Below are 22,124 nucleotides of genomic sequence, written 5' to 3'. Positions count from 1 at the left end.
GGTCACTCGCGAGTCTTGGTGCAGCTCCTCCACCAATCACGAGCCCGATGACCACAGCGATGAGTGCGGCGGCAACGAGAATCGTCGGTCCAACGATCCGGAGAACAACGGGATTCATGGAGTGGTATCCCCTGTCTGAGCGCCAGCAGCGTCCGGGTCTTCCGTCACAGGTGCCGTGCATTCACCGGTCTTGGGGAGCTGCTGGATCGCCCCGGCAAGAGATTCGAGAACCGCGTCCGCCGACAGGGTGGTCGTGTCCACGTACACCTGGGCAGCTGGATCTCGGCCGTAGGTTGTGAGCCGCAGATTCGGGGTCTCCTCCTCGTCGACGATCCAATCGACGCCCCCCAAGCTGACACATTGCAGCGTGGTGGGGGCCGGGGGCTCCAACCCGCAGGTGAGGAGCACGCTACTGGGGGTGCCCCATCCTGCGGTGGCCTGAGCGTCCGTCCAGACGCGAGCCTGGTCGCCAATCGAGTCCGGTAATCGTACGGTGACCTCTGCGCACAGCGGGTCATTCGCGTTCGCTGCGGGCTCGAGGTGGACGGTGGGTGCGCAGCTGGTGAGCACAAGCAGTGCGCACAGCGCCGCGCCAGAGGTCAGAATCTTGAGCTTCACAACGTCATCCATCCGTCTTCCTGGGAGTCAGCATGCGTCCGTCGCTGTCGGATCGACATGACGAGCAGCGCTAGTACCGTTCCGATACTGAGCATCCAGCCGAGCCACGGCATCAGCACGACAGCGAGAGTCGTGCCGGCGCGGAGGGGGACCTCGGTGATCTTCGCCGCGGTCGTGTCCACCGCAACCTGAGCCAACACTTTTCCATCGCGGCCGATGACTTGACTGGTCCCGGTGGTGGAGACGTTCACCGCAGTTCTCCCTGTTTCGAGCGCGCGTATGCGGGCGATGGTCAGCTGTTGGAGGTTCTCGTCCGTGCCTCTGAAATCCGCATTGTTGGTTTGAAACACGAACATCTGCGCGCCAGAGGACGCGCTCTGGTGGATGACGTCGTCGTAGATGACGTCGAAACAGATCGCCAGACCGATGGGCACATCGCCAACGTTCATGAGGGGCGTGTTGGAGCCGGGCGTGTACTCGCGTTGTATCAACCCGATGAGATCGGGGGCGATGGCTTCGTAGAACCAACGGTCCGGCACGTATTCGCCGAAAGGGACGGGGTTGGCCTTGTCGTGGAGCTGCTGCGGCCCGGCGCTGGTCCACAGCATCGAGGTGTTGAACGTGTCAGCTCCGCGGGTGGTTGCCGCATTCACCAGTGCCGGAGCGCCAGCACCCTGCACGAGTCGATCAAGGCGGCCTGCGACGGCGGCATCGCGCAGGGGATCGGCGTCGACGGCCCCTTCTGGCCAGACGAGAAGGTCCATTTCACGCCCCAGGAGCGGAGCGGTCGCTTCTTCCTGTGCGCGCAGGATGTCACCTGTTGTCCTGGTGTCGAAGTAGCCGCTGGGACCGTTGCCCTGCACCCATCCGACGCGCATCATTCCCGCTTGCTCAGTCGGGAACAGAGGGACGGCCATCGCGGCAACGACGATGACCGCCGCTGCTGCTCCCGGCTCCCACCGGCGGAGGGTGAGGGCTTCCACGACGCTTGCGCAGACGAGGATTGTCAGGAAGGTCAGCCCGGTTGTCCCCACCCAGGAAGCGGCTTCCGCGAGCGGGCTCTCGGCAAGAGTGAAGCCGATTCGCGCCCACGGGAACCCGGTGTACGGCGCATTCCCCATCAGCGTTTCCCGCAGCACCCACACCCCGGCGACGAGCACAGGAGTGATCGCGTGATACCCGAATCCCGCCCGCGTGGTGGCGACACGATAGGCGAGTGCGATCAGCGCACCGCCGGCACCGAACAGCAGGGATTCCAAGCCAGCCAGCGCGACCCATGGGATGGGCCCCAGAAACCGGGTCACCCATACCAAGTGAGTGAAGTAGAAGGCCGTCCCGTAGACGAGGGAGATCAGGAACGCCCCGGGAACAGAGCGTCCGCGAAGCGTCCACAGCCCGATGGTTGCGCTCACGAACGTCGCGGGCCACCACCCGGACGCGGGGTAGGCGAGATCCAGCATGCCTCCTGCGATGGCGGACGCGACGATCGCTACGGGAAATGGCACCGCAGCTGCCAGGAGCGCATCGTGCGCACTGGCGTTGCCGCGCCGTGGTCGAACGGAGAGGGCGTGTCCCACCAACGGGTCAGCGGTCACGGTCATGAGTGCCCAGGTTTTTCAGGTAAGCGTTGTACGAGTCGAGGTCGGCGTTCCCGTGCACGTCGGCATACCGATCCGCCGCGGCAGCACGAGCGGTGTCGCTTCGGAACCAACGATGCATCACGTAGATCAACATCAGTACGGTCGGGGCTTCACCGTAGGACCATGCCAGAGCGCCGGCTAGCTGCTGATCGGCGAGGGGATCGATGCCCAGTGCTTCGGTGGGCGCGACGAACGAGCCGACCAGGATCGTACTGGCCATCATGAGAAACACCCCGAAGAATGCGTGGAGCGCGGCTTCGGCAAAGACGTCCAGTGCACGGGCACCATGACCCAACCTGACCGGCAGCGGATCGGAGGACAGGATGGGGATGGTGAAGAGCACGCCGGCGAGGAGGAATCCGACCTCGAGTGCGACGTGACCCCCGGGGAGAGCGAGGATGGCATCGGCAGCACCCGCAAGGTAGATGCCGTAGAACGCGAACAGGTAGAGCGGGACAGTGGCCCACGGACTGAGTATCCATTTCGCGGCCGGGCTTCGAAGAGCACCGTGGGCCGCTGTGAGGACTAACCGTCCCGCTCCATGATGCGGTGTCGCTCGCAGAAGAAGGGTGCCGGGAGAGCCCAGGACGAGGAGCGGCGGCACCATCATCATCAGAGTGAGCTGCTGGAACATGAAAACGGACACCAGCGCCTGGCCGTAGGTTTCAACGCCTAGACCAGTGACCGCCGCGAGGAGAACACACCCGAGAAGGAAGCTGACCGTTCGCCACACGGGCCACCGACGCCCGCGCGTCCACAACCGGATCGCTCCGACCAGATACAGCACAGCGAGGATCCCCGCGACTATCGGTAACACCGGAAGCGGGATGTCCGCCGGTGCGAGGAACGCCTGCAAAGATGGGGGACTTTCGAGGATCTGGCCGCTCACACGCATGGTCGTGACAAGAAGATCGCGCTGTTCACTTCCGGATCACCTTGATCGTCGCCCCCGCTGCCAGGAACGCCACGGCCGCGATGGGCTGTGCTGTGGTCCACACGACACCGGAGAAGGGGAAGGGCATTACCGGGTTCCAGAGCACGGCGATCGCGAGGAAGACCGGGATCCACCACCAGTGGCGTGCCTGCAGCGCAAACCACGCGACGATCAGCCCGAAAATTGAGGCGATGAAGAGGACGAGGGGCGCCCAATTCGCCTGGAAGAGCGCCGGGGCGAGGAACAGGATCGCGGCGGCGACGAGGCTGGGGGCCAGGGCGTTCCGCTGGTAAGTGGAGGGGACACGTTCTTTGGGACTCATGGGTGAACCGTTTCTTCGGCGGGTACAGGGTCGACGGGATCGGGGCGGGACGAGGGGTCTGGCCGGCGACGGCTTATGCGCAGACCCGCGACGATGAGGAACACGGCACCGATGCCGAGAGCGACATCGGCGAGGTTGCCGATGAACAGGTTCCCGTAGGCAAGGAAATCGGTGACGTGCCCGATCCCGAACGCGGGCGGCGAGAATAAGCGATCGATGAGGTTCCCGATCGCACCGCCCACGATGAAACCGAAACCAACCGCCGACCACACGTTGCGGGCTCGGGTAGCGGCACCGATGAGGGCCGCGGTGACAGCGAGCCCGACGACGGTGATGACCCATGTGGAGCCTTCCCCGAGCGAGAAGATCGCCCCGGGGTTGAAGGCCAGTTGAAGACCGAGCCAGTCACCGATCAGCGGTATACGCGCATCCTGTCGCAACGTGTTCAGAGCAAGAGTCTTGGTGCCTTGATCGATCAGGATAACGATGGCGGCGACGATGAGCACCACGGCCGACCGGCGGACTCGATCACGCATCGGCGTCTTCCCCCGCGGCCGCGGCATCCTCAGCAACTTCGGCGCGATCCCGCTGGTGACGGCGGCGCCCGGCCATCATCACGCCCACAACCCCGACCCCCAGGATGATAGCCAAACCGGAGAGGAAGAATAGGGGCAGCATTTCGAAGGCACCGCCTCCGGATGGTGTGCCGCCGTACGTTTGTGCCGGCGATGCGGTTTCCGTTTCTTCGCTGCTCTGTGGTGAGGCTTCAGGGGTGGGGCTTGCGGTGGTTGTGCCGGATCCCGTGTCCGTCGCGGGTCTGACGGTGTACACGTACTCTCCGCTGATCGGATGCCCATCGGCGGAGACGGTCTTCCATCGGACAGTGAAGACACCGGTCGCGGCGTCCGGGGAGAGGTGCTGCGTGATAACGTCATCGGTCGCCTGGGGGGCGTCGACTGCGACGTTTGCTCCGGTTTCATCGACCACGTCGATGACTGTTGCGCCGTCACCATCCGGAAGCAGCCCGGTGAACATCAGAGAGATCTCGTCGGGAGAGCCGTCGACGGCCGAGTCGGCGTCGGGGTACGCCGAGACGAACTCGTCGTGAGCGGCGGCCGGGGCTGTGGTCCCCAGCACGACGGATGCCGACACCATCAGGGCGGCGGCGGCGAGGGCTGTGATACGTGCCGAGAGGCGTTTATGCATGGGTGTCGTGCTCTCCGGGGTGGGATTCGGGTTCGATCTGGAAGGTGGAGTGTTCGATGCTCACGGCGAAGTGCTCGTTGACGCATTGCTGAAGTGATGTCAGCAATGCGGCGGAAGCTTCCATCGTGACGGTGTCATCGACCACGACATGGGCGGTGAGCGTGGGGAGGTCGGTCGAGACTTGGGTCGCGTGAAGGTCGTGCACCGCGACCACGTGCGGAAGGGCAAGGATGTGGCGGCGGACATCCTCGAGGTCGAGGCCGGCGGGTGTGGACTCCAACAGCACCCGACCGGATGCTCGCAACAGGATAAGAGTGCGGGGAATGATGAGCAGCGCGATCAAGACGCCCGCGACGGCGTCCGCCTGATACCAACCGAAAACGGCGATGAGGATGGCGCTGGCGATGACGCCGACGGAACCGAGGGCATCGTTGACGACCTCGAGGAACGCGGCGCGCATGTTGAGATTGCGTCCGCGGCCGCTGAACAATACGAGCATGGAGGCGATGTTGGCGACGAGACCGACGATGCCGAAGAACAGCAGACTCCCCGATGCGATCTCAGGGGGCTCGAACAGCCGCCGTACGCCTTCCACGAGCGCGAAGATGCCCACCCCGAGCAGCAAAGTTGCTTGAGCGAGCGCACCGAGAACCTCCGTGCGTCGAAGACCGAAGGTGTACTTGGGAGTCGGGGGACGATTCATCAGATGCGCAGCGGTGACGGCCATCGCCAACCCGACGACATCGGTGAGCATGTGCGCCGCATCAACAAGCAGTGCGAGGCTGCCTGTGATGATTGCGCCGATCACTTCGACGATGAAGACCGAAGAGGTGATCGCGAACGCGATGACCAGGCGATTGCGGGGAGTGGCGTCACCGATACCGTGACTGTGCCCTGTGTCTGTCATGGTGCTCCTTTACGGCCGTCCAACGATGTGCCGGGCGACGATCGCCGCATCACGACCCGCCCCAGCGAGGGTGCCCGCATCTGCCCGGGAGTAACGCGGCATGCCAACAGTGAACAGTCCCGGGATGCGTGCATTGACGTGCAAAGGCTGCCCGGGCGGCTCCGAATCGGGCAGCCATGCGTCCGCCGGCCTGTACCCGGTCGCAAGGATCACGGAATGCGGCTTCACGGACGCCCCATCGGCGAACATCACGGTGTCTCCGTGTACCTCCGTCACGGCGGCGGCATGAGTGACGTCTGTCGAAGCTACGCGGGGGCGTGACTCAGACATCGGACCCCGACGTCGCAGCCTCGACCAGATGGGCCGCTCCGACACCTCTGAGGATTCCGCTCGAGTGGAGAGGGTGACGTCGTGGGAGGAAGCGAGCTCTTCTGCAATCTCCACTCCGCTGAATCCACCGCCAACGATCAACACGCGGCCGGGAGGTATCTGGGCGGGATAGAGGTACTGGCTGGAATGCAGCACAACACCGGGTACTGCCAGTTCCAGGCGCCAGCCCGGCACGCGCGGCACCGCGGCAGCTCCCGTTGCACAGACCACATTTCGGGTTTGCACTTCCCCGGCGGAGGTCGACAGATGCAGTGTGGATCCGTCGCCCAACCGGGTGATTCCAAGAGCACGAGTGCCCCACACGGTCTTCACACCGAGGGCGTTCTCCACCGAAGACAGGTAATCGGACATCTCATCCTTACTCGGATAACGGTCTCCATCGCCCGGGAAAGGAAACCCGCGGACGACACTGTGGCGGGCCGCGCTGCGTAGCTTCATCGACTGCCACCGTGTGGCCCAGCTTCGTCGACCGGGAGGTGCAGAATCGATGATCACGAAGTCCTTCTGCGGCTCAAGCCCGGAGGACCTGAGTGCGGCGGCTGTCGCCAACCCGGAGTGCCCGGCGCCGACGATGATGACGCGACGGTGCGATAGCGAACGCGCCATCATTCAGCACCGTTCACCGCGGCTTCAATGGTGTCCTCCAGGTCATTCCACGTCTCCAGCACGACAGGCTCCCCATCGATGAAGAACGAGGGGGTACTGCTGACACCGAGCTGCTCACCCTCGTCTAGATCGAACTGGACCCGTTCTGCAGTCGCCGGATCAGCGACCGCATCATCGAACGCGGCCATATCCAATCCGAGTTCCTCCGCAAATCCCCGGAACAGGTCCGCACGAGACTCTTGAGCCTCACCCCATTGAGACTGCGTCTCGAACAGGCGGTGATACATCTCTTCCAGCCGTCCCTGCTGCGCTGCGGCTTCGGCAGCGATCGCGGCATTCTTCGAGTTGAGATGACCCGGCAACGGGAAGTAGCGGATCACGTACGTGATCTCGCCATCGAACTTGCCACGGAGATCCTCGACGAGGGGATAAAAAGCACCGCAGGCCTCGCACTCGAAATCGAGGAACTCGACCACCGTCACCGCCCCATCTCCTCCGTCATCGAGGACATGCGAGTTCTCACGGACGACCTGTGGACCATCAGCGGCCCCCGTCTCGGGTGCGGCAGCTCGACTCTGATTGACAAGGACGAACACCAGCGCAACGATCAGCAACACCACGGCGAGAGCCACGGTGACAAGTACCGCTTTCATAGAAGATTTCATAGACACTCCAGACACACACAACGAACGAGGACGACCAGGGGAGCGCCATCGAAGAGATGGCGCCGCCAGATCAGGTTCGCGACAGAGAAAGCTGTGTGAGAGAAGGAGGCAATACGAACAGGCGCCCCGTCATGGCCGCCAGTGATGGTGCGCGCGGCAAACGTTCACGAACGCGAGAAGAGGGGACGTGACGGCGGAAGATCCGCGTGACGATGAGCACCAAGAAGCAGCAGAGGATACCCAAGAGGCACCCGGCGACGCCGATCATGATGTCGTTCGCAGTATCCCCAGCCACGACATGTTCCGCAGTTGCGCCGACACCGCTTTCACCCGAACCCGCCGCGACAGGGCCAGCAGAAGACGTACCTAGTGACGACGAGGATGTCGTGCTCAGATACGCAGTCGCATCCGTCGCGTCACGATGGCCGCCCGGCCACGCTCCGACGATGAGAAGAAGTGCCAATCCGAGGGCCGTAATGATCTTCGTTATCATGAACTCGTCGGCGCGGCTAACGCATTTGTGAGCGCGACCGTGGACGACCATGACCTCAGGATGATACCAGCCCCACCAATCAAGTCTTCTTGCGAACCCGTGAGCCACGCGCCCGTTCTACGGGCGAAGCGAGAAAGCCTTGGGACGTCGTCCGCTGAGCCAGCCCATCACCCATCAACTGGACCAGTTCCAACTAACCGCCACCACACCCAACCCGCCCCGATCATGCCCGGAACGATCACCAGCCATCCCAAGTAGAAGTTCTCGGCAGGGCGGCCGTACGCGTTACTCCAGAGTGCGATGAGACCGCCGTGCAGCAAGTACAGGGACAACGCCACCTGACCGCACGCGCACAGGGGAACAAAGACAGCACCCCAAAAACGCTCTGCATGCTCCCGCCTCACCGTAGCCCCCAGCACAACGCAGACGTAGACGGCGAACACCAAGCCAATATCCCTCAGAGAGTCCAGGTAGTCCCCCGATAACACCGTGCCGAAGCGCTGCCCGAAACCCCAGGCAAGATACGCCAACAGCGCCACAGCCGCCATGATCCACAACAAGCGATCGCGTTTCAAGCCGTGACGGATCAACAGGGCACCGATGAGGAACACCGGCAACAGGTTGACCACCCGATACTGAGGGCCCAGGAACATCCAGGTCGTGACCTCACGCACGGGCGGCGGCGCGGTGTAGACCCAAATCCAGGTGCGTGCGACGCTCAGCAATGGCTGACTGGCCAGGACAAGGACCGCTGTCGCGGCGATCACGACCGAGCTGCGCAGGAGTAGAAGGGGCGCGCCGAGGATGATGAGCAGCCCGAGATAGCTCAGGATGACCGCCAGCCAGGAGCCCCACGTGGCCATCCACACACCCAGGACGATGAGGAACAGGCCACGCAGAGCCTGTTGCAGCAACGTCACCCCCGCAGCGCCGCCGCGTCTCCACACAAGCTCCGCCGACATGCCCATGACGAGTGCGAAGAGCGGCGACGCGACACTACTGAAGTTCGCCGTGACGAATTGCACCGCCCACGGTGCGTTCGGCACGAACGGAGCAGCGTGCGCGATGAGCATCGCGACAATCGCGAACCCGCGGAGCGCGTCCGGAACCAGAAGACGGCTCATGTCAGAGACGCGTCGAGCTCGCCTGTGCATTCTGGGCGGCAGCGTTCTTTCGGGCTCGAAGACCATGCCCTGAGGGCATTGGCTTGACCGCATAGGAAATAGGTCAGCGGAGACTGTATAGTTCAGGTTATGCTGACCATTGCTTCTCGTCTCGACGTCATGAACCGGCTCGGCCGCGCCATGGCTGATCCTACGCGTTCTCGGATTCTCATGACTCTGCTCGGTGGCCCGAGCTACCCCGCAGTCCTGTCCCGTGAGCTAGAGCTGACGCGCTCCAACGTGTCGAACCATCTCACCTGCCTGCGTGACTGCGGGATCGTTGTCGCCGAGCCTGAGGGCCGGCAAACCCGCTACGAGATCGCCGACCCTCATCTCGCCGCGGCCCTCCTCGCGCTTGTGGATGTGACGCTGGCTGTGGACGAGCACGCGCCGTGTGTGGACTCGGCCTGCACGGTGCCGGGCTGCTGCGGAGCAGGGGCTGACGCGTGAGCGCGGCGTGCGGCTGCGAGCACGAGTCCGCCGCCCCGGCGGGAGAGGAACACGAAGAGGCTGAGCGGCCGTGGTGGAGGGACCGCGGGATCATGGTGCCGGTCCTTTCCGGCGTTGCGTTCCTCGTCGGCCTGATCCTCGAGTGGTCCGGCCTCGAGATTCCGGCGCTCGTGCTGTTCTGGGCCGGTCTGCTGCTGGGTGCGTCGACGTTCACGCCTGGCGCGATACGAAAGCTGTTCAAGGGCAAGCTCGGCATCGGACTGCTGATGACCATCAGCGCCATCGGTGCAGTCGTCCTCGGATACGTCGAGGAGGCCGCGGCTCTGGCGTTCCTGTACTCGATCGCTGAGGCGCTCGAAGACAAGGCGATGGACCGGGCCCGCGGGGGGCTACGGGCGCTCCTGAAGCTCGTCCCGGAAACAGCGACCGTGCTGCAGGGCGGCAACGCTGTGCAGGTGCAAGCGAGAGAGCTTATGGTCGGTCAGGTCATGGTGGTCCGCCCGGGCGAGCGGATCGCAACGGATGGGATCGTCCGCTCCGGTCGCTCCAGCCTGGACACCTCGGCGATCACTGGGGAGTCGATCCCGGTCGAGGTCCAGCCTGGCGATGTTGTGTCGGCCGGCGCGATCAACAGCGCCGGCGCGCTGGAGGTCGAAACGACGGCTGCGGGCACCGACAACTCGCTCACCACGATCGTCGAACTGGTAGAGAAAGCACAGACCGAGAAGGGCGAGCGTGCTCGTCTCGCGGACAGGATCGCCCGCCCGCTGGTGCCCGGCGTGCTGATCCTCGCAGCGCTTGTCGCGATCATCGGTTCGCTGCTGGGCGACCCCGAGGTGTGGATCACCCGCGCGCTCGTCGTGCTCGTCGCGGCCTCCCCGTGTGCGCTGGCGATCTCGGTGCCGCTGACGGTCGTCGCTGCGATCGGTGCGGCGAGCAAGTTCGGTGTGATCATCAAGTCCGGCGCCGTTTTCGAGCGCTTCGGGACGGTCCGGCACGTCGCCGTCGACAAGACCGGAACCCTCACCCGCAACGAGCCCGTGGTCACCGCCGTGCTCACCACGAACGGTGTAACCGAGGTCCAGGCGTTGGCGTGGGCGGCTGCCCTGGAGCAGCACAGCACACATCCTCTTGCCTCAGCAATCACCGCCGCAGCCTCGGGGACACCGGCAGCTGCAGATGTGACCGAGCAGGCCGGCCACGGTATTGACGGCACCGTCGACGGATCGAGAATCACCGTCGGCAGTCCCCGCTGGCTGGACGCCGGCGACCTCGTCGAGCGGGTCGCAACGCTGGAAGAGCAGGGCATGACCGTCGTCATCGTGCACCGCGACGGGTCACCGGTCGCCGCGATCGGCGTCCGTGACGAGCTGCGCCCTGAAGTCTCTGACGTAGTCCGGACACTCACCGGCCAGGGCGTCGGCGTGACGATGCTCACCGGCGACAACGCCCGGACCGCTCGTGCTCTGGCTGCGCAGGCCGGGATCAGCGCCGTGCGAGCGGAGCTGCGCCCGGAGGACAAGGCGACCGCGATCGCAGAACTGTCGAAGGCAGGACCGGTCGCGATGATCGGCGACGGCATCAACGATGCCCCGGCCCTCGCTAGCGCAGACGTCGGCATCGCGATGGGCGCGACAGGCTCCGACGCAGCGATCGAATCCGCCGACGTGGCCTTCACCGGCCATGATCTGCGCCTCATCCCGCGGGCGTTCGATCACGCCCGGCGCGGTCGACGGATCATCAACCAGAACATCATCCTGTCGCTGCTGATCATCACCGCCCTGCTCCCGCTCGCGCTCTTCGGCGTCCTGGGGCTCGCGGCTGTCGTCCTGGTCCACGAGGTCGCGGAGGTCATCGTGATCCTCAACGGCCTGCGTGCCGCCCGCACGCCACGACTGGAAAGCTGATGCTCGCCACCATCGGTTCAGCGATCGGCCTTTTTGCGGCGACGAACATCGACGACATCGTCGTGCTCACCGTGCTGTTCCTCGCCTCCAGTCGAGGGAATCCCCGCCCGTGGCAGATCATCGCAGGCCAGTATCTCGGGTTCATCACCCTGGTCGTGATCAGTGTGATAGCCGCGCTCGGGCTCACGATCGTTCCGGACGAATGGGTCGGGTTCCTGGGTCTGATCCCGCTCGGCATCGGCGTGTGGACGCTCATTCGCGGCTTGCGCCGCAACGGCGACAATGACGACGACGACTCCAAGATCACCGCGGTCGGACTATGGGGCGTCGCAGGGATCACGATCGCCAACGGGGCCGACAATATCTCCCTCTACACGCCAATCTTCCGCACCAGCACCCCAGTCGACGTCGCGATCATGATCGTCGTGTTCCTCATCCTCGTCGCGGTCTGGTGTGCGGCCGGTCGGCTCATCGGCACCAACAAGGCAGTCACCGAAGCGCTGGAGCGCGTCGAGCACTGGCTGGTACCGGCAGTGTTCATCGGCCTGGGCCTGTTCATCCTGATCGAATCTGGGGTCATCGTCCGTCTGATCGAGGTCCTCGCATGACCTCCTCCCGGACAGAGGCTCGCCCGCCCGCTGCGCGCAAGCTGTCGTCGGCACGGCGGTGGCAGCTCACTGGTGGAACGCTCCTGATCGCCGTGGTTGTCGTGCTGATTGATCAGGGAACCAAGGTGTTGGCCGAAGCGACCCTCACCGAGCGCGAGCGCATCCCGCTGATCGGTGACCTCCTGGGTTTGCAGCTCGCCTATAACCCCGGAGCGGCATTCTCGTTCGGGGAAGGCTTCACCTGGGTATTCGCGCTGCTCGCTGTCGCCGCCACCGTCACAGCGATCGTGTTCGCGTTCCAAGTGCAACGCCCGGCGTGGGCGATCGTGATCGGCGCTCTCGGTGGCGCTGCCGCCTCACACGCAGGCGACCGCCTCTTCCGCGACCCCGGATTCGCCCGTGGACACGTCGTGGACTTCCTCGCCTACGGGAACTGGTTCATCGGCAACCTCGCCGACATCGTGATCTTCGCCGCAGCGATCACCGGAGCAGTTTTCATGATCCGCGCAGACGAGGAGAGCACCGAGTGAGATCTCTCGTGCGGTGGTGGGACACTCATCAACTCGCCCTCTACATCGGCGCAATCGCCGTGGGGGCGGCCATCGGGCTGATAACGCCGCAGGCCGCTCCGAGCCTCGAGCACTCGATCGAACCCGCACTGATGTTGCTGTTGTTCGCCACTTTCCTCGGCGTCCCGCTTATCGAGGTGAAGCGCGCGTTCCGTGACATCAGGTTTCTGGGCACGGTGCTGGTGGCGAACTTTGTCATTGTGCCGATGCTCGCCTGGGGTCTCTCCCGTTTCGTAGTCGACGACCGGGGACTGCTCCTCGGGGTGTTGTTCGTCCTGCTGACCCCGTGCATCGATTACGTCATCGTGTTCGCTGGTCTCGCGGGTGGTGCTGGCGCGCGACTGCTCGCAGCCGCACCGCTGCTGATGTTGGTCCAGATCCTGCTGCTCCCGGTGTTCCTGTTCCTCTTCGCCGGCGGCGCTGTGCTCGGTGTGGTTGACATCGGCCCATTCATCCGGGCATTCCTGTTGCTGATCGTGGTCCCACTCTCTGCAGCAGCGGTTGTGCAGGCTCTTGCGCGTCGTTATCGGGGAGGGCGGTTTATCGAGAAGATCATGGCGGGTGCGATGGTGCCGCTGATGATGGTGACCCTCGCCGTAGTCATCGGTTCCCAGATCGCCGCCGTTGGATCGCAGATCACCGCGCTCCTGCGTGTAATGCCGCTGTACATCGCATTCGTCGTCCTCGCCGTCGCGATCGGGAAGCTCGCCAGCCGCGTCGCACAACTAGACGTTTCCGCCACCCGCGCGGTGATGTTCTCCACCGCGACGCGCAACTCGCTCGTCGTCCTACCGCTCGCTCTCGCCCTTCCCGCCTCGATGAGCATGGCCCCGCTCGCGATAGTCACGCAAACCCTTGTCGAGCTGGTCGCGATGCTCGTCCTCGTCCGCGTGGTCCCCCTTCTCGCGCGCGAACCACGGCCGAGCCTCGCCTAGCCGCAGCACTGAACTATAAATCGGAGCGGTCGTCCCATCGAAAACGATCGTTTCCGGCGGCTTGGAGGATCGCCCTGGTCAACGTCACGACACGCCGAGGATCGACCCGCCGTAACCCCCTGCCGAAACGCAATAGCACCGAAACCGGTGGTGTAGCGTTTCCGGCTGGCCAATCCGAGCGGGTTCGGCCGAACCTGAAGGCCCACGTCAGTCGCGAGCGTTGAACACCTGGAAGGCGACGCCATCCTCGTGCTGCCAGTGGGAGGCGATGCCGAGCGAGCGCTTCGTCAGCTCATGCCGGAAGGCCTCGATGTCGTCTTCCGTGAAGATCCACGCGTGCTGGGACGAGCGGGCACGGTACTGGGCGAAGGCGCGGATGTTGATCCTGCAGGCGAACGATGAGAAGTCGACGCTGCGGGGGAGAGCTCGCCCGGCTTCGCGATCGACCTGCCTGGGCGAACCGCGGTGGTCGCCGTACTCGGTGCCGGCGCGCATCATCTCGGCGACCATGTCCAGGCCCTTCAGGTGCTCCGGCGTCGGGTACGTGGGTCGCTGCGCGGCCATGAGGGCGTCGTACTCATCACAAAGACGCCGCTGGTCGACGCTGTAGATAGTCCTGAGATCCGAGAACGCGCGCTCGTTGTCGTTGATGACCTGACGCAGAGCAACCAACTCGCCGGTGTCGTGCGGGGTCGTGCTGTAGATGAGAACCATCGGTGTTCTCCTCGAGGTCGTGTGTGGGGTGAGCGTCGAGCGCAGGTCAGTCGATCTCGCCTGCCTTCAGCGCGCGCTTGATCGCTTTCATCGACCGCCAAGGGCGACCCTTCAGCGCGTCGTCCTGCGTGATGACGAGAGCTCGGATGTGCCGGGCGGTCTTCTTGTCGATCGGTTTCTGTTCAGGCATGGGGCCACTTATTCGGGGTCAGGGTCGGTCGTGACGAGCGGGGTGGAGGCTCGCTGAGCAACTGAGGTTTGTGAGGTTGTAAACACGTAAACCCCGGAATCACGCGGATCGACGAGGACTCCGCATAGAGAGGTTTCTGGGGTTGCGGTCGCCAGCCGCAGTGGCTGTCTGACCGGATCCGTCGCGCGGGGGATGACCGCGGGCACGCCGAGTCCGTAGCGTGAAGCGCATGGATATCGCTTCGATGATCATGGGCGGCTCGATCGTTTCGATCGGGTGGATCGCGTTCTGGCCGTGGGCGCAGCTGAAACGGCTTCGCGAGCTCGAGGGAACTGCAGCCGCAGGTCCGGACCCGGATTAGACCTCGTTCAGAGGCAATGCGCGCTCGGATCCGCTCGATTGCTGGGGGTCTCCGTCGAAGTGCCCAGCAACCGAGCGCAGGGGAGCGCACGAAATCCGCGAGATTCCGCGGAAGTCGGATCGGGGGTCATAGGCAGTGCCGACCCGCCGGGGCTTATGACCCCGCGCTGGCGCGCGGCTAGCCTCGAGCGGTCATCCGGCGGATCTGCTCGGCGTATCCGTCGAGGACGTCGAAGATCCCGCGGTGCTGCCAGACGCGGTTGCGTCCTTGGCCGGTCGTCTCGGTGAGCACCCCGCGATCGGTGAGTGTGTCCAGCGCGCGCAGCGCCGCCATCTCGCCGAGTCCGAGCGCGCTCATGAGGTACTTCGTGTTCACAGCCGGCTGGCCCACGAGCGCGGGAAGGACCTTCCAGACCGCAGCGTCGGAGCGGACGCCCTGGAGTAGAGCGCGGGACTCGTCCAGCTGCGCGACGAGATCGTCGACCAACTGCGTCCCCGTGGACGCGGCGATGCGACTCGCCATGGCGAACTCGCGGATGATCGGGGCAGCGTCGCCGGCTCGGAAAGCGGTCAGCGCCTGGAAGTAGCGCCCGGTGTTCACGAGTAGTCCTGCAGAGATCGGTACGGCGGTGGAGCTGACGAGACCCTTGTTGCGCAGGATCGACTGCGCGAGCGCGCGGCCGGTGCGGCCGTTGCCGTCGACGAACGGGTGGATGGTCTCGAACTGGGCGTGCGCGACAGCGACCTGAACAAGCACGGAGATGTCCTGGCGCTGCACGAATCTGACCAGGTCACCGATCGCACCGGGAATCCGGTCGTGGTGGGGACCTATGAACTCCGCGTGGCGGGGGCCGGCGTTGCCGGGGCCGATCCAGACCGGTTCTTGGCGGTAGAGACCTGCTTCGTGCTCGAGGCCTGATTGGTGGCGCAGCAGAGCGTGGTGCATCTGCAGGATGGAATCCTCGGAGATCTCGTCCGAGAGCGCGAGGGCTGCCTCCATGGCGCGGACGTTCCCGATGACGGTGAGCGCGTTGGCCTTGTCGCCTTCATCGATCTCGGCGAGAGCGAGCTGCTTCGCCGACGTCGTCAGCTGCTCGATCTGTGAGCTGGACGCGGACTCTGTGCGGAGCAGGATCGCGGTCATCGGGCCCAGGGCCGGGTTGTCGGTGCCCAACGTGCGCCGCGCATGCTCGTCGAACGCGACCAGCTGGCGCGTGGCGTCTTCGACGTCAGCGGCATCTTCGCTCGGGACCTGCGGGCTCCAATGAGCGATCGGTGCTGTGACCGTCGCCTCAAAGGGCCCGGTCTGACGCACAACCTCGGCCCGTGAGAACATCTCCGGTGCGCGCGGCTTCCAGTCGAGGGTCTCGCTCGAGATGGCATCGATGGGGATGCGGGTGCTGGGCGAAGACGTGGGCATCACACCATGATACCAACACTTATGAAACTAGGTGTTTGTAGGGGGTGACTCAACCCGCGTCTGGCGCGAAGAGCTATCTGCGGCGAGATCATCTCGCCGGATGAACTCGAGCGTCTCTTGGGTCGTGCAACCGTAGAAGGCGGCCCCGCAACGCTCAACCTGGGTCCTGAAGGCCAGCCGGAGCTGGGCACGACGATTAGCGAGGCGCCCGCGTTCACCGCCTTCTACGACTACCTACGCGCACGGCACCCCGAGCACGACCACCGGTATGACACCATATGGGACGCGCTCCGCCCCACCAACGCCAACACCGCCGTCGTTCTTTCGGCATGGTCTGAAGTCGTCGACGACGCACGATCCCTCGCCCGCCTCCTTGAGGTACGCGACGGCAAATGGTCCGTCCCCATCATCACAAGCCTCCTGGTGAGCCAAGGCAAGCTCAACGCGGCCTACGAAGAGATCGCGTCCCGTCTCCAGAGCCTCCGCAACAAGGTGGGCGGCGCCACCGAACCCCCACCGACGAGGTCGTGGACGACTTCGCATCCACCACGCGCGTCGTACGAGCACAACTCCGAAAGGCAGAGAAAAGCATCCGTCTCGCGCAAGCACGCGACCAGCTGCCCACGGACCAGTCACCTCACCGCCAGGCGGGTTCTGGCCGTGAATCGGGGACGAGTGAGGCAAGCAGCGGGTGTGCTGACGATCAGTAGGCCATCGGGTCGATCTTGGTGACGATGTCGTAGCCGTACTGTTCGGCTCCGTTCATGGCGAGCTGCACGTCGCGCTTGTACACGAACACCCGGTACCACTTGGTGGCGAAGAATCGCGGGGCGTTGCGGGTCTTTTTGAGGAGGGCGGCCCATTCGTCAGCACGCCATGAGCCGTCGACGAGCACGAAGGATTCACGGTGTGCTTCCAAGAGGCGGCGGTTACGAACGTACTCGTCCATGACCTGACGGAGGTCGAGGTCCTGCTCAATCGCAGCTTTGATCGCCGCCGAGAGGCGCGGCCCATAAGGTTCGGGCCACTCCCACGCCCAGAGCGGGTCGTAGGGCGGTTGCAGCAGGCGCTTGATGTTGTGCGCGATTGCGTCCGGAACGGCCAAGAGGTCGAGGTCCGACTCGTGCTTCGTGCGCTCGGTGAAGATCGCGTCCGCGGAGGACTCGACCTCGTCGAGCAACTGCACTACCCGATAGGCGTGCACGATGCCTGGGTAACGCTCGAGTGGTTCTCCTGTCGGAACGGCTTTCACCACCGGGACCAATCGGTCGAGCTGAGTTCGACCGGGAGTTAGATCATTGCATTCTTCGTCCCAGACGATCGGATGCCGGAGCACTGCACGTGCCTTCTCGACCACCGCACCCTCAGCATTGGTTACCTCAAGACTTCGAGCGCGCTTCGATAGGCGGCGCTCGGCACCGAGCACAACGCCACCAACCAGCCCACCTGTGACCACGCCGACGAGCAGGTCGGGTAAAAACGAATCCCAATTCACCCGCTCAGTATGCCGTGCGGTGGCGAAGAGCGAAGGTCAGGCGGGCGGAAAGATCGTGTCGAAAAGACGTTGGCCTAGTACGCCCAGCAGTGCGCCGATAACGAGGAGCAGCCCTTGTATGCCGACGGCGCGGAATCGAGAGGGGCCACGTTCGCCAAGAACCACTCGAGACCGCCCCGTGAAGGCAATGTAGGCACCGAGAAGGGCTACCTGGCCGATGGCTGAAGTGAGCACGGCGGGCAGCCAGTCGGCGCCCAACGCGATCAACCCGAAGTAGATCACGGCGTTGGCCGCGAAGAGCAGACCCGTGAAGGCGAGCCACCCTCGGAACGTGGTCAGCCACGCCCACTTCGGTACGAAGCGGATGATGGCTTCTCGCGCCCACGGTTCGGTCAACCGCAGCCAGTCTTGGTCGGTCGACTGGAGCATGATCTCGACGCTCCGCTGGACCAGCGTGATGCGAATGATGCGATCCCCGAGCGTCAGCCGAAGCCCGACGTACGCGTGAGTGCGGGGGATCTCGATCGTGGACACGACGTCCTCGACGGCAACCGTGGGATGGTCCTCCCGCCCCTGCTTGCTCTTGGTCACCCAGTAGACCGAAATCGGGGTGTCCACATCGACGTTTGCCCCGGAAGTCAGGTTGCGTTGCGCGTCGCTGATCAGTCCGACGAACTCAGTTGGGGTGATTCGCCACACGTTGGCGGTGAAGGGCACGACAGACGGCATCATCCGAATAACGTATCGGGAATCACGATCACCGCGGGGCAGCGGGGGATCGCAACACACCGATGTGATCAGCTGGAAGTGTGAGCGGAGCTCCTGTTAAGTTGTGCTTGCACCTGAACTGTGACCGAAGCCTCGCCCAACCGGCGGGGCTTTTGTCGTACCCGGGAGACGAGGTGTGTGGGCGGCCGGGGTCTGGAAAGGCCCGGACGCGCGGTCCCCAGCCCGCAGCGGCGCCCCTGGCACGAGTAAGCCGCCGCCCACGTCCCGGTCGGTTAGTCGACGAGTGTGACGGTGAATCGCTGCTGCAGGTCGACGCCGTTCACGTTCAGGCCCGCGTGGGCGCTGTCGATGCCGTCGGGCCCGACACTGGCGTCCACGAAGTGCACCGAGATCGATTCGCGAGTGATGGTGACCTTGTCGAGCGGGTAGTTCGACTGACCGCCACCCATGTGGTCGAAGACGAACGCGCGGACCTCGGGGTCTTCGGTGCCGATGAACTTCACCCCAAACTGCTTCAAGCTGCTGGCCCGACCGCCGTACACCGTGACCGAGTACATGAAGTACTCGACACCGCTGGCGGGCGCCGGGTCGCCGAGCGCCCAGGTGATGTGCACGCCGTTGTCGTCGCGGCCGACGAGCACGCTTTGCATCAGTCTGGGGTTGACTACACCGCTCGCTCGTTCCATGCCCTCACCGTATCGGAAGCCGCAGGGGAGGGCACGTGAGTAGGCGCACGCACAACCGTGAGGACCAGCGGCAGCGGACCGAGTTCATTCGAAGCGGGCAAGCTGCTCGACGCGGACCCGGCGACCCGCCACCTGTCGGTGTGCTGGATCTGCACGCTGCGCATCGACTGCGAGCAGGCACCGGGTACGACGACCGACTCGCACACCCTCGACCACTACTACCCGGTCGAGGACTTTCCCGTGCTACAGAACGAACCCGACAACTTCCGCCACGCGCACTTCGACTGCAACAGCAGCCGCGGCAAGGGTGACGCCGAGCGTGGGCTTGGCGAACCAATGCCGGCGTGGTGGTGATTCGCCACCCCATCTTCCGGCTCGCTTCGCTGCGGCGCACATACCTCGCGCATGGGCTGAGCGAGCCGGACTTGACCGAACGGAGAAGCCTTGACCGCTGTCGCACCCATTGAGGGAACCGTGGACATCAGTCTCGGCGCCGGTACGCCGACGCAGGTGGCGTCGTTCACCGTGCCCGTGAGTCTCGAGGACCAGGGTGGCGGGCGCGTGGTGCTGCACGCGGCGGCGGTCGACCCGATCAAGGCCGCGGCCGGCGAGGCGCTCTCGCAGGCAGCGGACGCCCTACTCGCATCCATCCCGACCGCGATCCTCGAGGACGCCCGATGAATCGCTTCGCAGCTGTGGGACTGTTCGTGGAGGCGGCGAAGGGCAAGCGCATCGCGGTCTTCACGCCGCGCCATGCTGACATCACGGATGTGCTGCGCTGCTTCGAGCGGGTGCCCAGGGTGGTCGAGTGGCCGGGTGTTCGCATTCGCCACTACAAGGGGGATTCGCACATCGACCTGGGTGGGCGCGGCCGCATCACGCTCCACAGCGTGCGTTCGAACGTACGGGGGATCAGCGCCGACATGGTGTTGATCAACCAGGACGCGGACCGTTCACTGGACGACGGGCGTCACGATGACTTCCATCGCGACGCCCGTGCCATCGTGCTGCCAGCCCCAAGGGGGAGGTGGTCCGCGCATGAGTACCGACAAGGCCCACCCGGACCCGCGGGCGACAGTCCCACGCGTGGATGTACCGCCCGGCCAGGTGTCCAACCGCCACCGGCGCGGCTTCACGAACGCGTCCACTGCGAGGGAAAGTCGTCAGTTGTGAGCCAGCTGATGGGCTCTCCGTTGACCATCAGCACGATCCCGGCCACGCTGAGCGCGACTCCGCCGAAGGCGATGATCGCCCAGAGAATCTCTCGACGCCCAGCCATTAGGCGGCCTGCTCCAGCAGAGTCGGTTCAGCGGGGTCGACGGTGCGCGAGCTGCAGACCTTCCCGCCAACGATGTGCTCACGGATCGGGGAGGCGACAGTGCTCGAGCCGTGAGCCAGGTATCCCAAGTGTCGGGCGTCAGGAACGCTGGCATGCGGTCGTGCACCGCGCCACTGGCGTCGCGCGCTTCGCGGGAGATGACTACGAAGCAGGAGCTGAAGTTCAAGTTCGGTGCTCGTCGCTGAAGACGATCACGTCTTGCTGGAGTTCATGATCACCGCGACAATCGAATTCGGATCCCTCTTCAGGCGCAACCACTGCGCCGGGGTGACGAGCTCTAGCGCAGGGCTTCGAGTCGTCATGAATGAGTACACACGCTCAGCAGACCACGATTCTGGAAGTGCCTTTCCTAGTTGCGTGACGCCCTCGAGCACGCCGCAAAATCGGTCAAACTGCCACACGGGGTAACGCCGTTTCCGGTTCACCACAAAGTAGTAGAGGGAGCTTTGTTGAGCGCGTCGCCGGACCTGACGTGCACCGACCATGAGAAAGTCAGCAGTTTCATCGTCGCTCCAAGAATCGATGACGGCCTCGAGTCGTAGTCGGTACTCGGGACGAAGCCGAAGTCTCGGTTCAGCCGGCGAATCAATTGGAGTAGCCGTTTCGTTGCTGGTTGTGCTCGTCTCAGGAGCCGGCGACTTTGCCGATATAAACAGATCGCCTTCGGTCTCCAGCACCAGTTCGATCATCGTGCGGAGGATTGCGTCGATAAGTTTCCGATCGCGCCCGGAATCTGCTGCCGCTTGCACGAGCCGTCTGAACGCCTCGAGAACTGAATCGAGCTCCTCTTGCGTGACTGCGTCGTGATCACCAGGAGTGCTCACTCCCTTACGGCGCGACGAGGGCTCACGCTCCTGGGGGTCGCTATTCACTCTCCACCTCCAAAGTCTCGAGAAAGTCGGCGATCTGGTGTGGATCACTCCCTCGTATTAACCAGTCGGCGGGAGAGACTGAGCCGCCATCGTCGGCGAGTTCGCGGCGCGGAGTCATCATGAACGAGTTGATCGTGGCCGGCGACCAATCCTTCGGAATGGCGGGGGCGACGATATCGATTCCCGGTACGACAGCGAATCGTGGTCGCCCCGCGAACTGCCAGGACGGGTATCGCCACTCGGAGTCGCACTCGACGACGTGCAGATAGCCGCGACGAGTGAGTCGACGCAACGACGTTGGCGCGACGCGCAGTAGAGCGCGGGCTTCGACCGCGCTCAGGGAGTGCTCCGACGCGTCGGTCGCCGTGGGCGATCTCGCACCGCCTAACGCTTTATTACTCTCGCGGGGTTGCGCTTGGAGTGCACGAGACTGCTCGCGAAAGCGGTGACCGACTCGAAGACTACGTGTGACCTGTCGGTCGTATTCGATGTATCCGCGTCGGCGCCATTCGATAGCCACGTGGCTACGGAAGCTGCTGTTCCCGCGGCGTCGCTCTAAGACATCCCATTCCGTGGGGAGGCGGGCAGGAACTCCACCGGTGTCGGGGAGCAAGTGCTCGAAGAGTTCCCGGAAGGTCGGTCCCTGCGACTGACGACGGCGGTACTGGGCAATGAAGATGCCTGCTGCCAAGCCCCATTCATCGGCAGAGTCCTCTCCGGTGAAGTCCTCGAACATGTATGCCCACGAAGCGGGCGGGGGATGGCCCACACCGCGCCACCACGAACCCCAAGAACTACTCGCCACGATAACCGTCACAATCGCGGTCGCACGCATCGGCCCAGCCCTGCGGTGCGACCGCGGTGTCCGTAGGGCGGGCAGCACACGTGCAGAGTGGAGGGAGGATC

At 64.4% G+C, this 22,124-nt stretch carries 28 protein-coding genes and 1 pseudogene; 8 read left to right on the top strand and 21 right to left on the bottom strand.

Translation table 11 applies throughout. The features are described from left to right. Nucleotides 1-114: 114 nt before the first annotated feature. From ASE34_RS09820 to ASE34_RS09775, 11 genes are all read right to left on the bottom strand, one after another. Nucleotides 115-630: a DUF3515 family protein gene (locus ASE34_RS09820; RefSeq protein ID WP_042538292.1), complete on the bottom strand. Its 516-nt coding sequence runs from the start codon at nt 628-630 to the stop codon at nt 115-117. Beyond that, the gene (gene lnt, locus ASE34_RS09815) at nt 615-2,219 is read right to left on the bottom strand and encodes an apolipoprotein N-acyltransferase (RefSeq protein ID WP_079112071.1); all 1,605 of its coding nucleotides are present in this window, start codon (nt 2,217-2,219) and stop codon (nt 615-617) included. Before lnt ends, ASE34_RS09820 begins: the two co-directional genes overlap by 16 nt. Then, nucleotides 2,203-3,153: a cytochrome c oxidase assembly protein gene (locus tag ASE34_RS09810; protein WP_042538291.1), complete on the bottom strand. Its 951-nt coding sequence runs from the start codon at nt 3,151-3,153 to the stop codon at nt 2,203-2,205. The genes lnt and ASE34_RS09810 overlap by 17 nt, the downstream gene beginning before the upstream one ends. 25 nt (nt 3,154-3,178) lie before the next feature. Beyond that, nucleotides 3,179-3,514 (bottom strand): DUF6804 family protein, encoded by a 336-nt coding sequence (locus ASE34_RS09805; RefSeq protein ID WP_042538290.1) that lies wholly within the window; start codon nt 3,512-3,514, stop codon nt 3,179-3,181. Next, a complete protein-coding gene (gene lspA, locus ASE34_RS09800; protein WP_053098498.1) occupies nt 3,511-4,050 on the bottom strand; it encodes a signal peptidase II in 540 nt (179 codons plus the stop codon). The genes ASE34_RS09805 and lspA overlap by 4 nt, the downstream gene beginning before the upstream one ends. Further along, a complete protein-coding gene (locus ASE34_RS09795) occupies nt 4,043-4,651 on the bottom strand; it encodes a copper resistance protein CopC (protein ID WP_162253853.1) in 609 nt (202 codons plus the stop codon). The genes lspA and ASE34_RS09795 overlap by 8 nt, the downstream gene beginning before the upstream one ends. Nucleotides 4,652-4,712: 61 nt before the next feature. Next, complete coding sequence (locus tag ASE34_RS09790) at nt 4,713-5,627, bottom strand: cation diffusion facilitator family transporter (protein ID WP_042538288.1); 915 nt, start codon at nt 5,625-5,627, stop codon at nt 4,713-4,715. 9 nt (nt 5,628-5,636) lie between these two features. Then, the gene (locus ASE34_RS09785; RefSeq protein WP_042538369.1) at nt 5,637-6,623 is read right to left on the bottom strand and encodes a flavin-containing monooxygenase; all 987 of its coding nucleotides are present in this window, start codon (nt 6,621-6,623) and stop codon (nt 5,637-5,639) included. Beyond that, complete coding sequence (locus tag ASE34_RS09780) at nt 6,623-7,288, bottom strand: DsbA family protein (protein ID WP_136041016.1); 666 nt, start codon at nt 7,286-7,288, stop codon at nt 6,623-6,625. Before ASE34_RS09780 ends, ASE34_RS09785 begins: the two co-directional genes overlap by 1 nt. A 70-nt stretch (nt 7,289-7,358) precedes the next feature. Further along, nucleotides 7,359-7,889, bottom strand: a complete 531-nt coding sequence (locus ASE34_RS17800) for a hypothetical protein (protein ID WP_157538181.1) — start codon at nt 7,887-7,889, stop codon at nt 7,359-7,361. A 59-nt stretch (nt 7,890-7,948) separates the two neighbouring features. After that, nucleotides 7,949-8,905 carry an acyltransferase family protein gene (locus tag ASE34_RS09775; RefSeq protein WP_056278743.1) on the bottom strand — a complete coding sequence of 319 codons (957 nt, stop codon included), beginning with the start codon at nt 8,903-8,905 and terminating at the stop codon, nt 7,949-7,951. 129 nt (nt 8,906-9,034) lie between these two features. Here ASE34_RS09775 and cmtR point away from each other — a divergent pair, with 129 nt between their 5' ends. Genes cmtR through ASE34_RS09750 form a run of 5 tightly spaced genes read left to right on the top strand, consistent with a single transcriptional unit; the run spans nt 9,035 to nt 13,413 of the window. Next, nucleotides 9,035-9,394 carry a Cd(II)/Pb(II)-sensing metalloregulatory transcriptional regulator CmtR gene (gene cmtR, locus ASE34_RS09770; protein WP_017201917.1) on the top strand — a complete coding sequence of 120 codons (360 nt, stop codon included), beginning with the start codon at nt 9,035-9,037 and terminating at the stop codon, nt 9,392-9,394. After that, complete coding sequence (locus ASE34_RS09765) at nt 9,391-11,301, top strand: heavy metal translocating P-type ATPase (protein WP_040568236.1); 1,911 nt, start codon at nt 9,391-9,393, stop codon at nt 11,299-11,301. Before cmtR ends, ASE34_RS09765 begins: the two co-directional genes overlap by 4 nt. Beyond that, nucleotides 11,301-11,909: a cadmium resistance transporter gene (locus ASE34_RS09760; protein ID WP_056278742.1), complete on the top strand. Its 609-nt coding sequence runs from the start codon at nt 11,301-11,303 to the stop codon at nt 11,907-11,909. The genes ASE34_RS09765 and ASE34_RS09760 overlap by 1 nt, the downstream gene beginning before the upstream one ends. Next, on the top strand, nt 11,906-12,439 hold the full coding sequence (locus ASE34_RS09755; RefSeq protein WP_056278741.1) for a signal peptidase II: 534 nt from the start codon (nt 11,906-11,908) through the stop codon (nt 12,437-12,439). The genes ASE34_RS09760 and ASE34_RS09755 overlap by 4 nt, the downstream gene beginning before the upstream one ends. Beyond that, entirely contained in the window at nt 12,436-13,413 is a 978-nt protein-coding gene (locus ASE34_RS09750; RefSeq protein WP_056278740.1) for an arsenic resistance protein, read from the top strand. Before ASE34_RS09755 ends, ASE34_RS09750 begins: the two co-directional genes overlap by 4 nt. 207 nt (nt 13,414-13,620) lie before the next feature. Here the strand turns inward: ASE34_RS09750 and ASE34_RS09745 are convergent, their stop codons facing one another. Together ASE34_RS09745 and ASE34_RS17795 are read right to left on the bottom strand one after the other, a co-directional pair. After that, entirely contained in the window at nt 13,621-14,127 is a 507-nt protein-coding gene (locus tag ASE34_RS09745) for a hypothetical protein (protein WP_056278739.1), read from the bottom strand. Between the two features lie 46 nt (nt 14,128-14,173). Further along, nucleotides 14,174-14,317 carry a hypothetical protein gene (locus ASE34_RS17795; protein WP_157538179.1) on the bottom strand — a complete coding sequence of 48 codons (144 nt, stop codon included), beginning with the start codon at nt 14,315-14,317 and terminating at the stop codon, nt 14,174-14,176. Nucleotides 14,318-14,546: 229 nt separating this feature from the next. Here ASE34_RS17795 and ASE34_RS18275 point away from each other — a divergent pair, with 229 nt between their 5' ends. Continuing rightward, complete coding sequence (locus ASE34_RS18275) at nt 14,547-14,678, top strand: hypothetical protein (RefSeq protein ID WP_268776162.1); 132 nt, start codon at nt 14,547-14,549, stop codon at nt 14,676-14,678. Between the two features lie 177 nt (nt 14,679-14,855). Here ASE34_RS18275 and ASE34_RS09740 read toward each other — a convergent pair whose 3' ends face one another. From ASE34_RS09740 to ASE34_RS09725, 4 genes are all read right to left on the bottom strand, one after another. Next, entirely contained in the window at nt 14,856-16,097 is a 1,242-nt protein-coding gene (locus ASE34_RS09740) for a Fic family protein (protein ID WP_056278738.1), read from the bottom strand. A gap of 703 nt (nt 16,098-16,800) precedes the next feature. Next, nucleotides 16,801-17,592, bottom strand: a complete 792-nt coding sequence (locus tag ASE34_RS17790; protein ID WP_157538177.1) for a hypothetical protein — start codon at nt 17,590-17,592, stop codon at nt 16,801-16,803. Nucleotides 17,593-17,628: 36 nt separating this feature from the next. Next, nucleotides 17,629-18,324, bottom strand: a complete 696-nt coding sequence (locus tag ASE34_RS09730; protein ID WP_056278736.1) for a hypothetical protein — start codon at nt 18,322-18,324, stop codon at nt 17,629-17,631. Between the two features lie 269 nt (nt 18,325-18,593). Then, the gene (locus ASE34_RS09725; protein ID WP_157538175.1) at nt 18,594-18,971 is read right to left on the bottom strand and encodes a hypothetical protein; all 378 of its coding nucleotides are present in this window, start codon (nt 18,969-18,971) and stop codon (nt 18,594-18,596) included. 93 nt (nt 18,972-19,064) lie between these two features. Between ASE34_RS09725 and ASE34_RS09720 the strand changes: the two genes are divergently transcribed. Then, nucleotides 19,065-19,361: a hypothetical protein gene (locus ASE34_RS09720; RefSeq protein ID WP_056278734.1), complete on the top strand. Its 297-nt coding sequence runs from the start codon at nt 19,065-19,067 to the stop codon at nt 19,359-19,361. 120 nt (nt 19,362-19,481) lie between these two features. Continuing rightward, the gene (locus tag ASE34_RS09715) at nt 19,482-19,688 is read left to right on the top strand and encodes a hypothetical protein (RefSeq protein WP_056278733.1); all 207 of its coding nucleotides are present in this window, start codon (nt 19,482-19,484) and stop codon (nt 19,686-19,688) included. A gap of 451 nt (nt 19,689-20,139) precedes the next feature. Here the strand turns inward: ASE34_RS09715 and ASE34_RS18145 are convergent, their stop codons facing one another. The 4 genes and pseudogenes from ASE34_RS18145 to ASE34_RS17775 all read right to left on the bottom strand — a co-directional run bounded on the left by ASE34_RS18145 (nt 20,140) and on the right by ASE34_RS17775 (nt 21,954). After that, the gene (locus ASE34_RS18145) at nt 20,140-20,286 is read right to left on the bottom strand and encodes a hypothetical protein (protein WP_230100832.1); all 147 of its coding nucleotides are present in this window, start codon (nt 20,284-20,286) and stop codon (nt 20,140-20,142) included. Between the two features lie 103 nt (nt 20,287-20,389). Next, nucleotides 20,390-20,512: pseudogene (locus tag ASE34_RS18270) on the bottom strand (SOS response-associated peptidase family protein); the annotation flags it as partial. Nucleotides 20,513-20,537: 25 nt separating this feature from the next. Next, entirely contained in the window at nt 20,538-21,035 is a 498-nt protein-coding gene (locus ASE34_RS17780) for a hypothetical protein (protein WP_157538171.1), read from the bottom strand. A 175-nt stretch (nt 21,036-21,210) separates the two neighbouring features. Beyond that, on the bottom strand, nt 21,211-21,954 hold the full coding sequence (locus tag ASE34_RS17775; RefSeq protein WP_157538169.1) for a hypothetical protein: 744 nt from the start codon (nt 21,952-21,954) through the stop codon (nt 21,211-21,213). Nucleotides 21,955-22,124 lie beyond the last annotated feature (170 nt).

Source organism: Microbacterium sp. Root280D1 (assembly GCF_001428975.1).
In the GTDB taxonomy this organism is placed as follows: domain Bacteria; phylum Actinomycetota; class Actinomycetes; order Actinomycetales; family Microbacteriaceae; genus Microbacterium.
This window is presented reverse-complemented; position numbering and strand designations above follow the sequence as displayed.

Coding starts and splice junctions, on each gene's coding strand:
- ASE34_RS09820 (WP_042538292.1), bottom strand. CDS start 630: ATGGATGACGTTGTGAAGCTCAAGATTCTGACCTCTGGCGCGGCGCTG.
- lnt (WP_079112071.1), bottom strand. CDS start 2,219: ATGACCGTGACCGCTGACCCGTTGGTGGGACACGCCCTCTCCGTTCGA.
- ASE34_RS09810 (WP_042538291.1), bottom strand. CDS start 3,153: ATGCGTGTGAGCGGCCAGATCCTCGAAAGTCCCCCATCTTTGCAGGCG.
- ASE34_RS09805 (WP_042538290.1), bottom strand. CDS start 3,514: ATGAGTCCCAAAGAACGTGTCCCCTCCACTTACCAGCGGAACGCCCTG.
- lspA (WP_053098498.1), bottom strand. CDS start 4,050: ATGCGTGATCGAGTCCGCCGGTCGGCCGTGGTGCTCATCGTCGCCGCC.
- ASE34_RS09790 (WP_042538288.1), bottom strand. CDS start 5,627: ATGACAGACACAGGGCACAGTCACGGTATCGGTGACGCCACTCCCCGC.
- ASE34_RS09785 (WP_042538369.1), bottom strand. CDS start 6,623: ATGGCGCGTTCGCTATCGCACCGTCGCGTCATCATCGTCGGCGCCGGG.
- ASE34_RS09780 (WP_136041016.1), bottom strand. CDS start 7,288: ATGAAATCTTCTATGAAAGCGGTACTTGTCACCGTGGCTCTCGCCGTG.
- ASE34_RS09775 (WP_056278743.1), bottom strand. CDS start 8,905: ATGAGCCGTCTTCTGGTTCCGGACGCGCTCCGCGGGTTCGCGATTGTC.
- cmtR (WP_017201917.1), top strand. CDS start 9,035: ATGCTGACCATTGCTTCTCGTCTCGACGTCATGAACCGGCTCGGCCGC.
- ASE34_RS09760 (WP_056278742.1), top strand. CDS start 11,301: ATGCTCGCCACCATCGGTTCAGCGATCGGCCTTTTTGCGGCGACGAAC.
- ASE34_RS09755 (WP_056278741.1), top strand. CDS start 11,906: ATGACCTCCTCCCGGACAGAGGCTCGCCCGCCCGCTGCGCGCAAGCTG.
- ASE34_RS09745 (WP_056278739.1), bottom strand. CDS start 14,127: ATGGTTCTCATCTACAGCACGACCCCGCACGACACCGGCGAGTTGGTT.
- ASE34_RS17795 (WP_157538179.1), bottom strand. CDS start 14,317: ATGCCTGAACAGAAACCGATCGACAAGAAGACCGCCCGGCACATCCGA.
- ASE34_RS18275 (WP_268776162.1), top strand. CDS start 14,547: ATGGATATCGCTTCGATGATCATGGGCGGCTCGATCGTTTCGATCGGG.
- ASE34_RS09740 (WP_056278738.1), bottom strand. CDS start 16,097: ATGCCCACGTCTTCGCCCAGCACCCGCATCCCCATCGATGCCATCTCG.
- ASE34_RS09730 (WP_056278736.1), bottom strand. CDS start 18,324: ATGATGCCGTCTGTCGTGCCCTTCACCGCCAACGTGTGGCGAATCACC.
- ASE34_RS09725 (WP_157538175.1), bottom strand. CDS start 18,971: ATGCAAAGCGTGCTCGTCGGCCGCGACGACAACGGCGTGCACATCACC.
- ASE34_RS18145 (WP_230100832.1), bottom strand. CDS start 20,286: ATGGCTGGGCGTCGAGAGATTCTCTGGGCGATCATCGCCTTCGGCGGA.
- ASE34_RS17780 (WP_157538171.1), bottom strand. CDS start 21,035: ATGATCGAACTGGTGCTGGAGACCGAAGGCGATCTGTTTATATCGGCA.
- ASE34_RS17775 (WP_157538169.1), bottom strand. CDS start 21,954: ATGTTCGAGGACTTCACCGGAGAGGACTCTGCCGATGAATGGGGCTTG.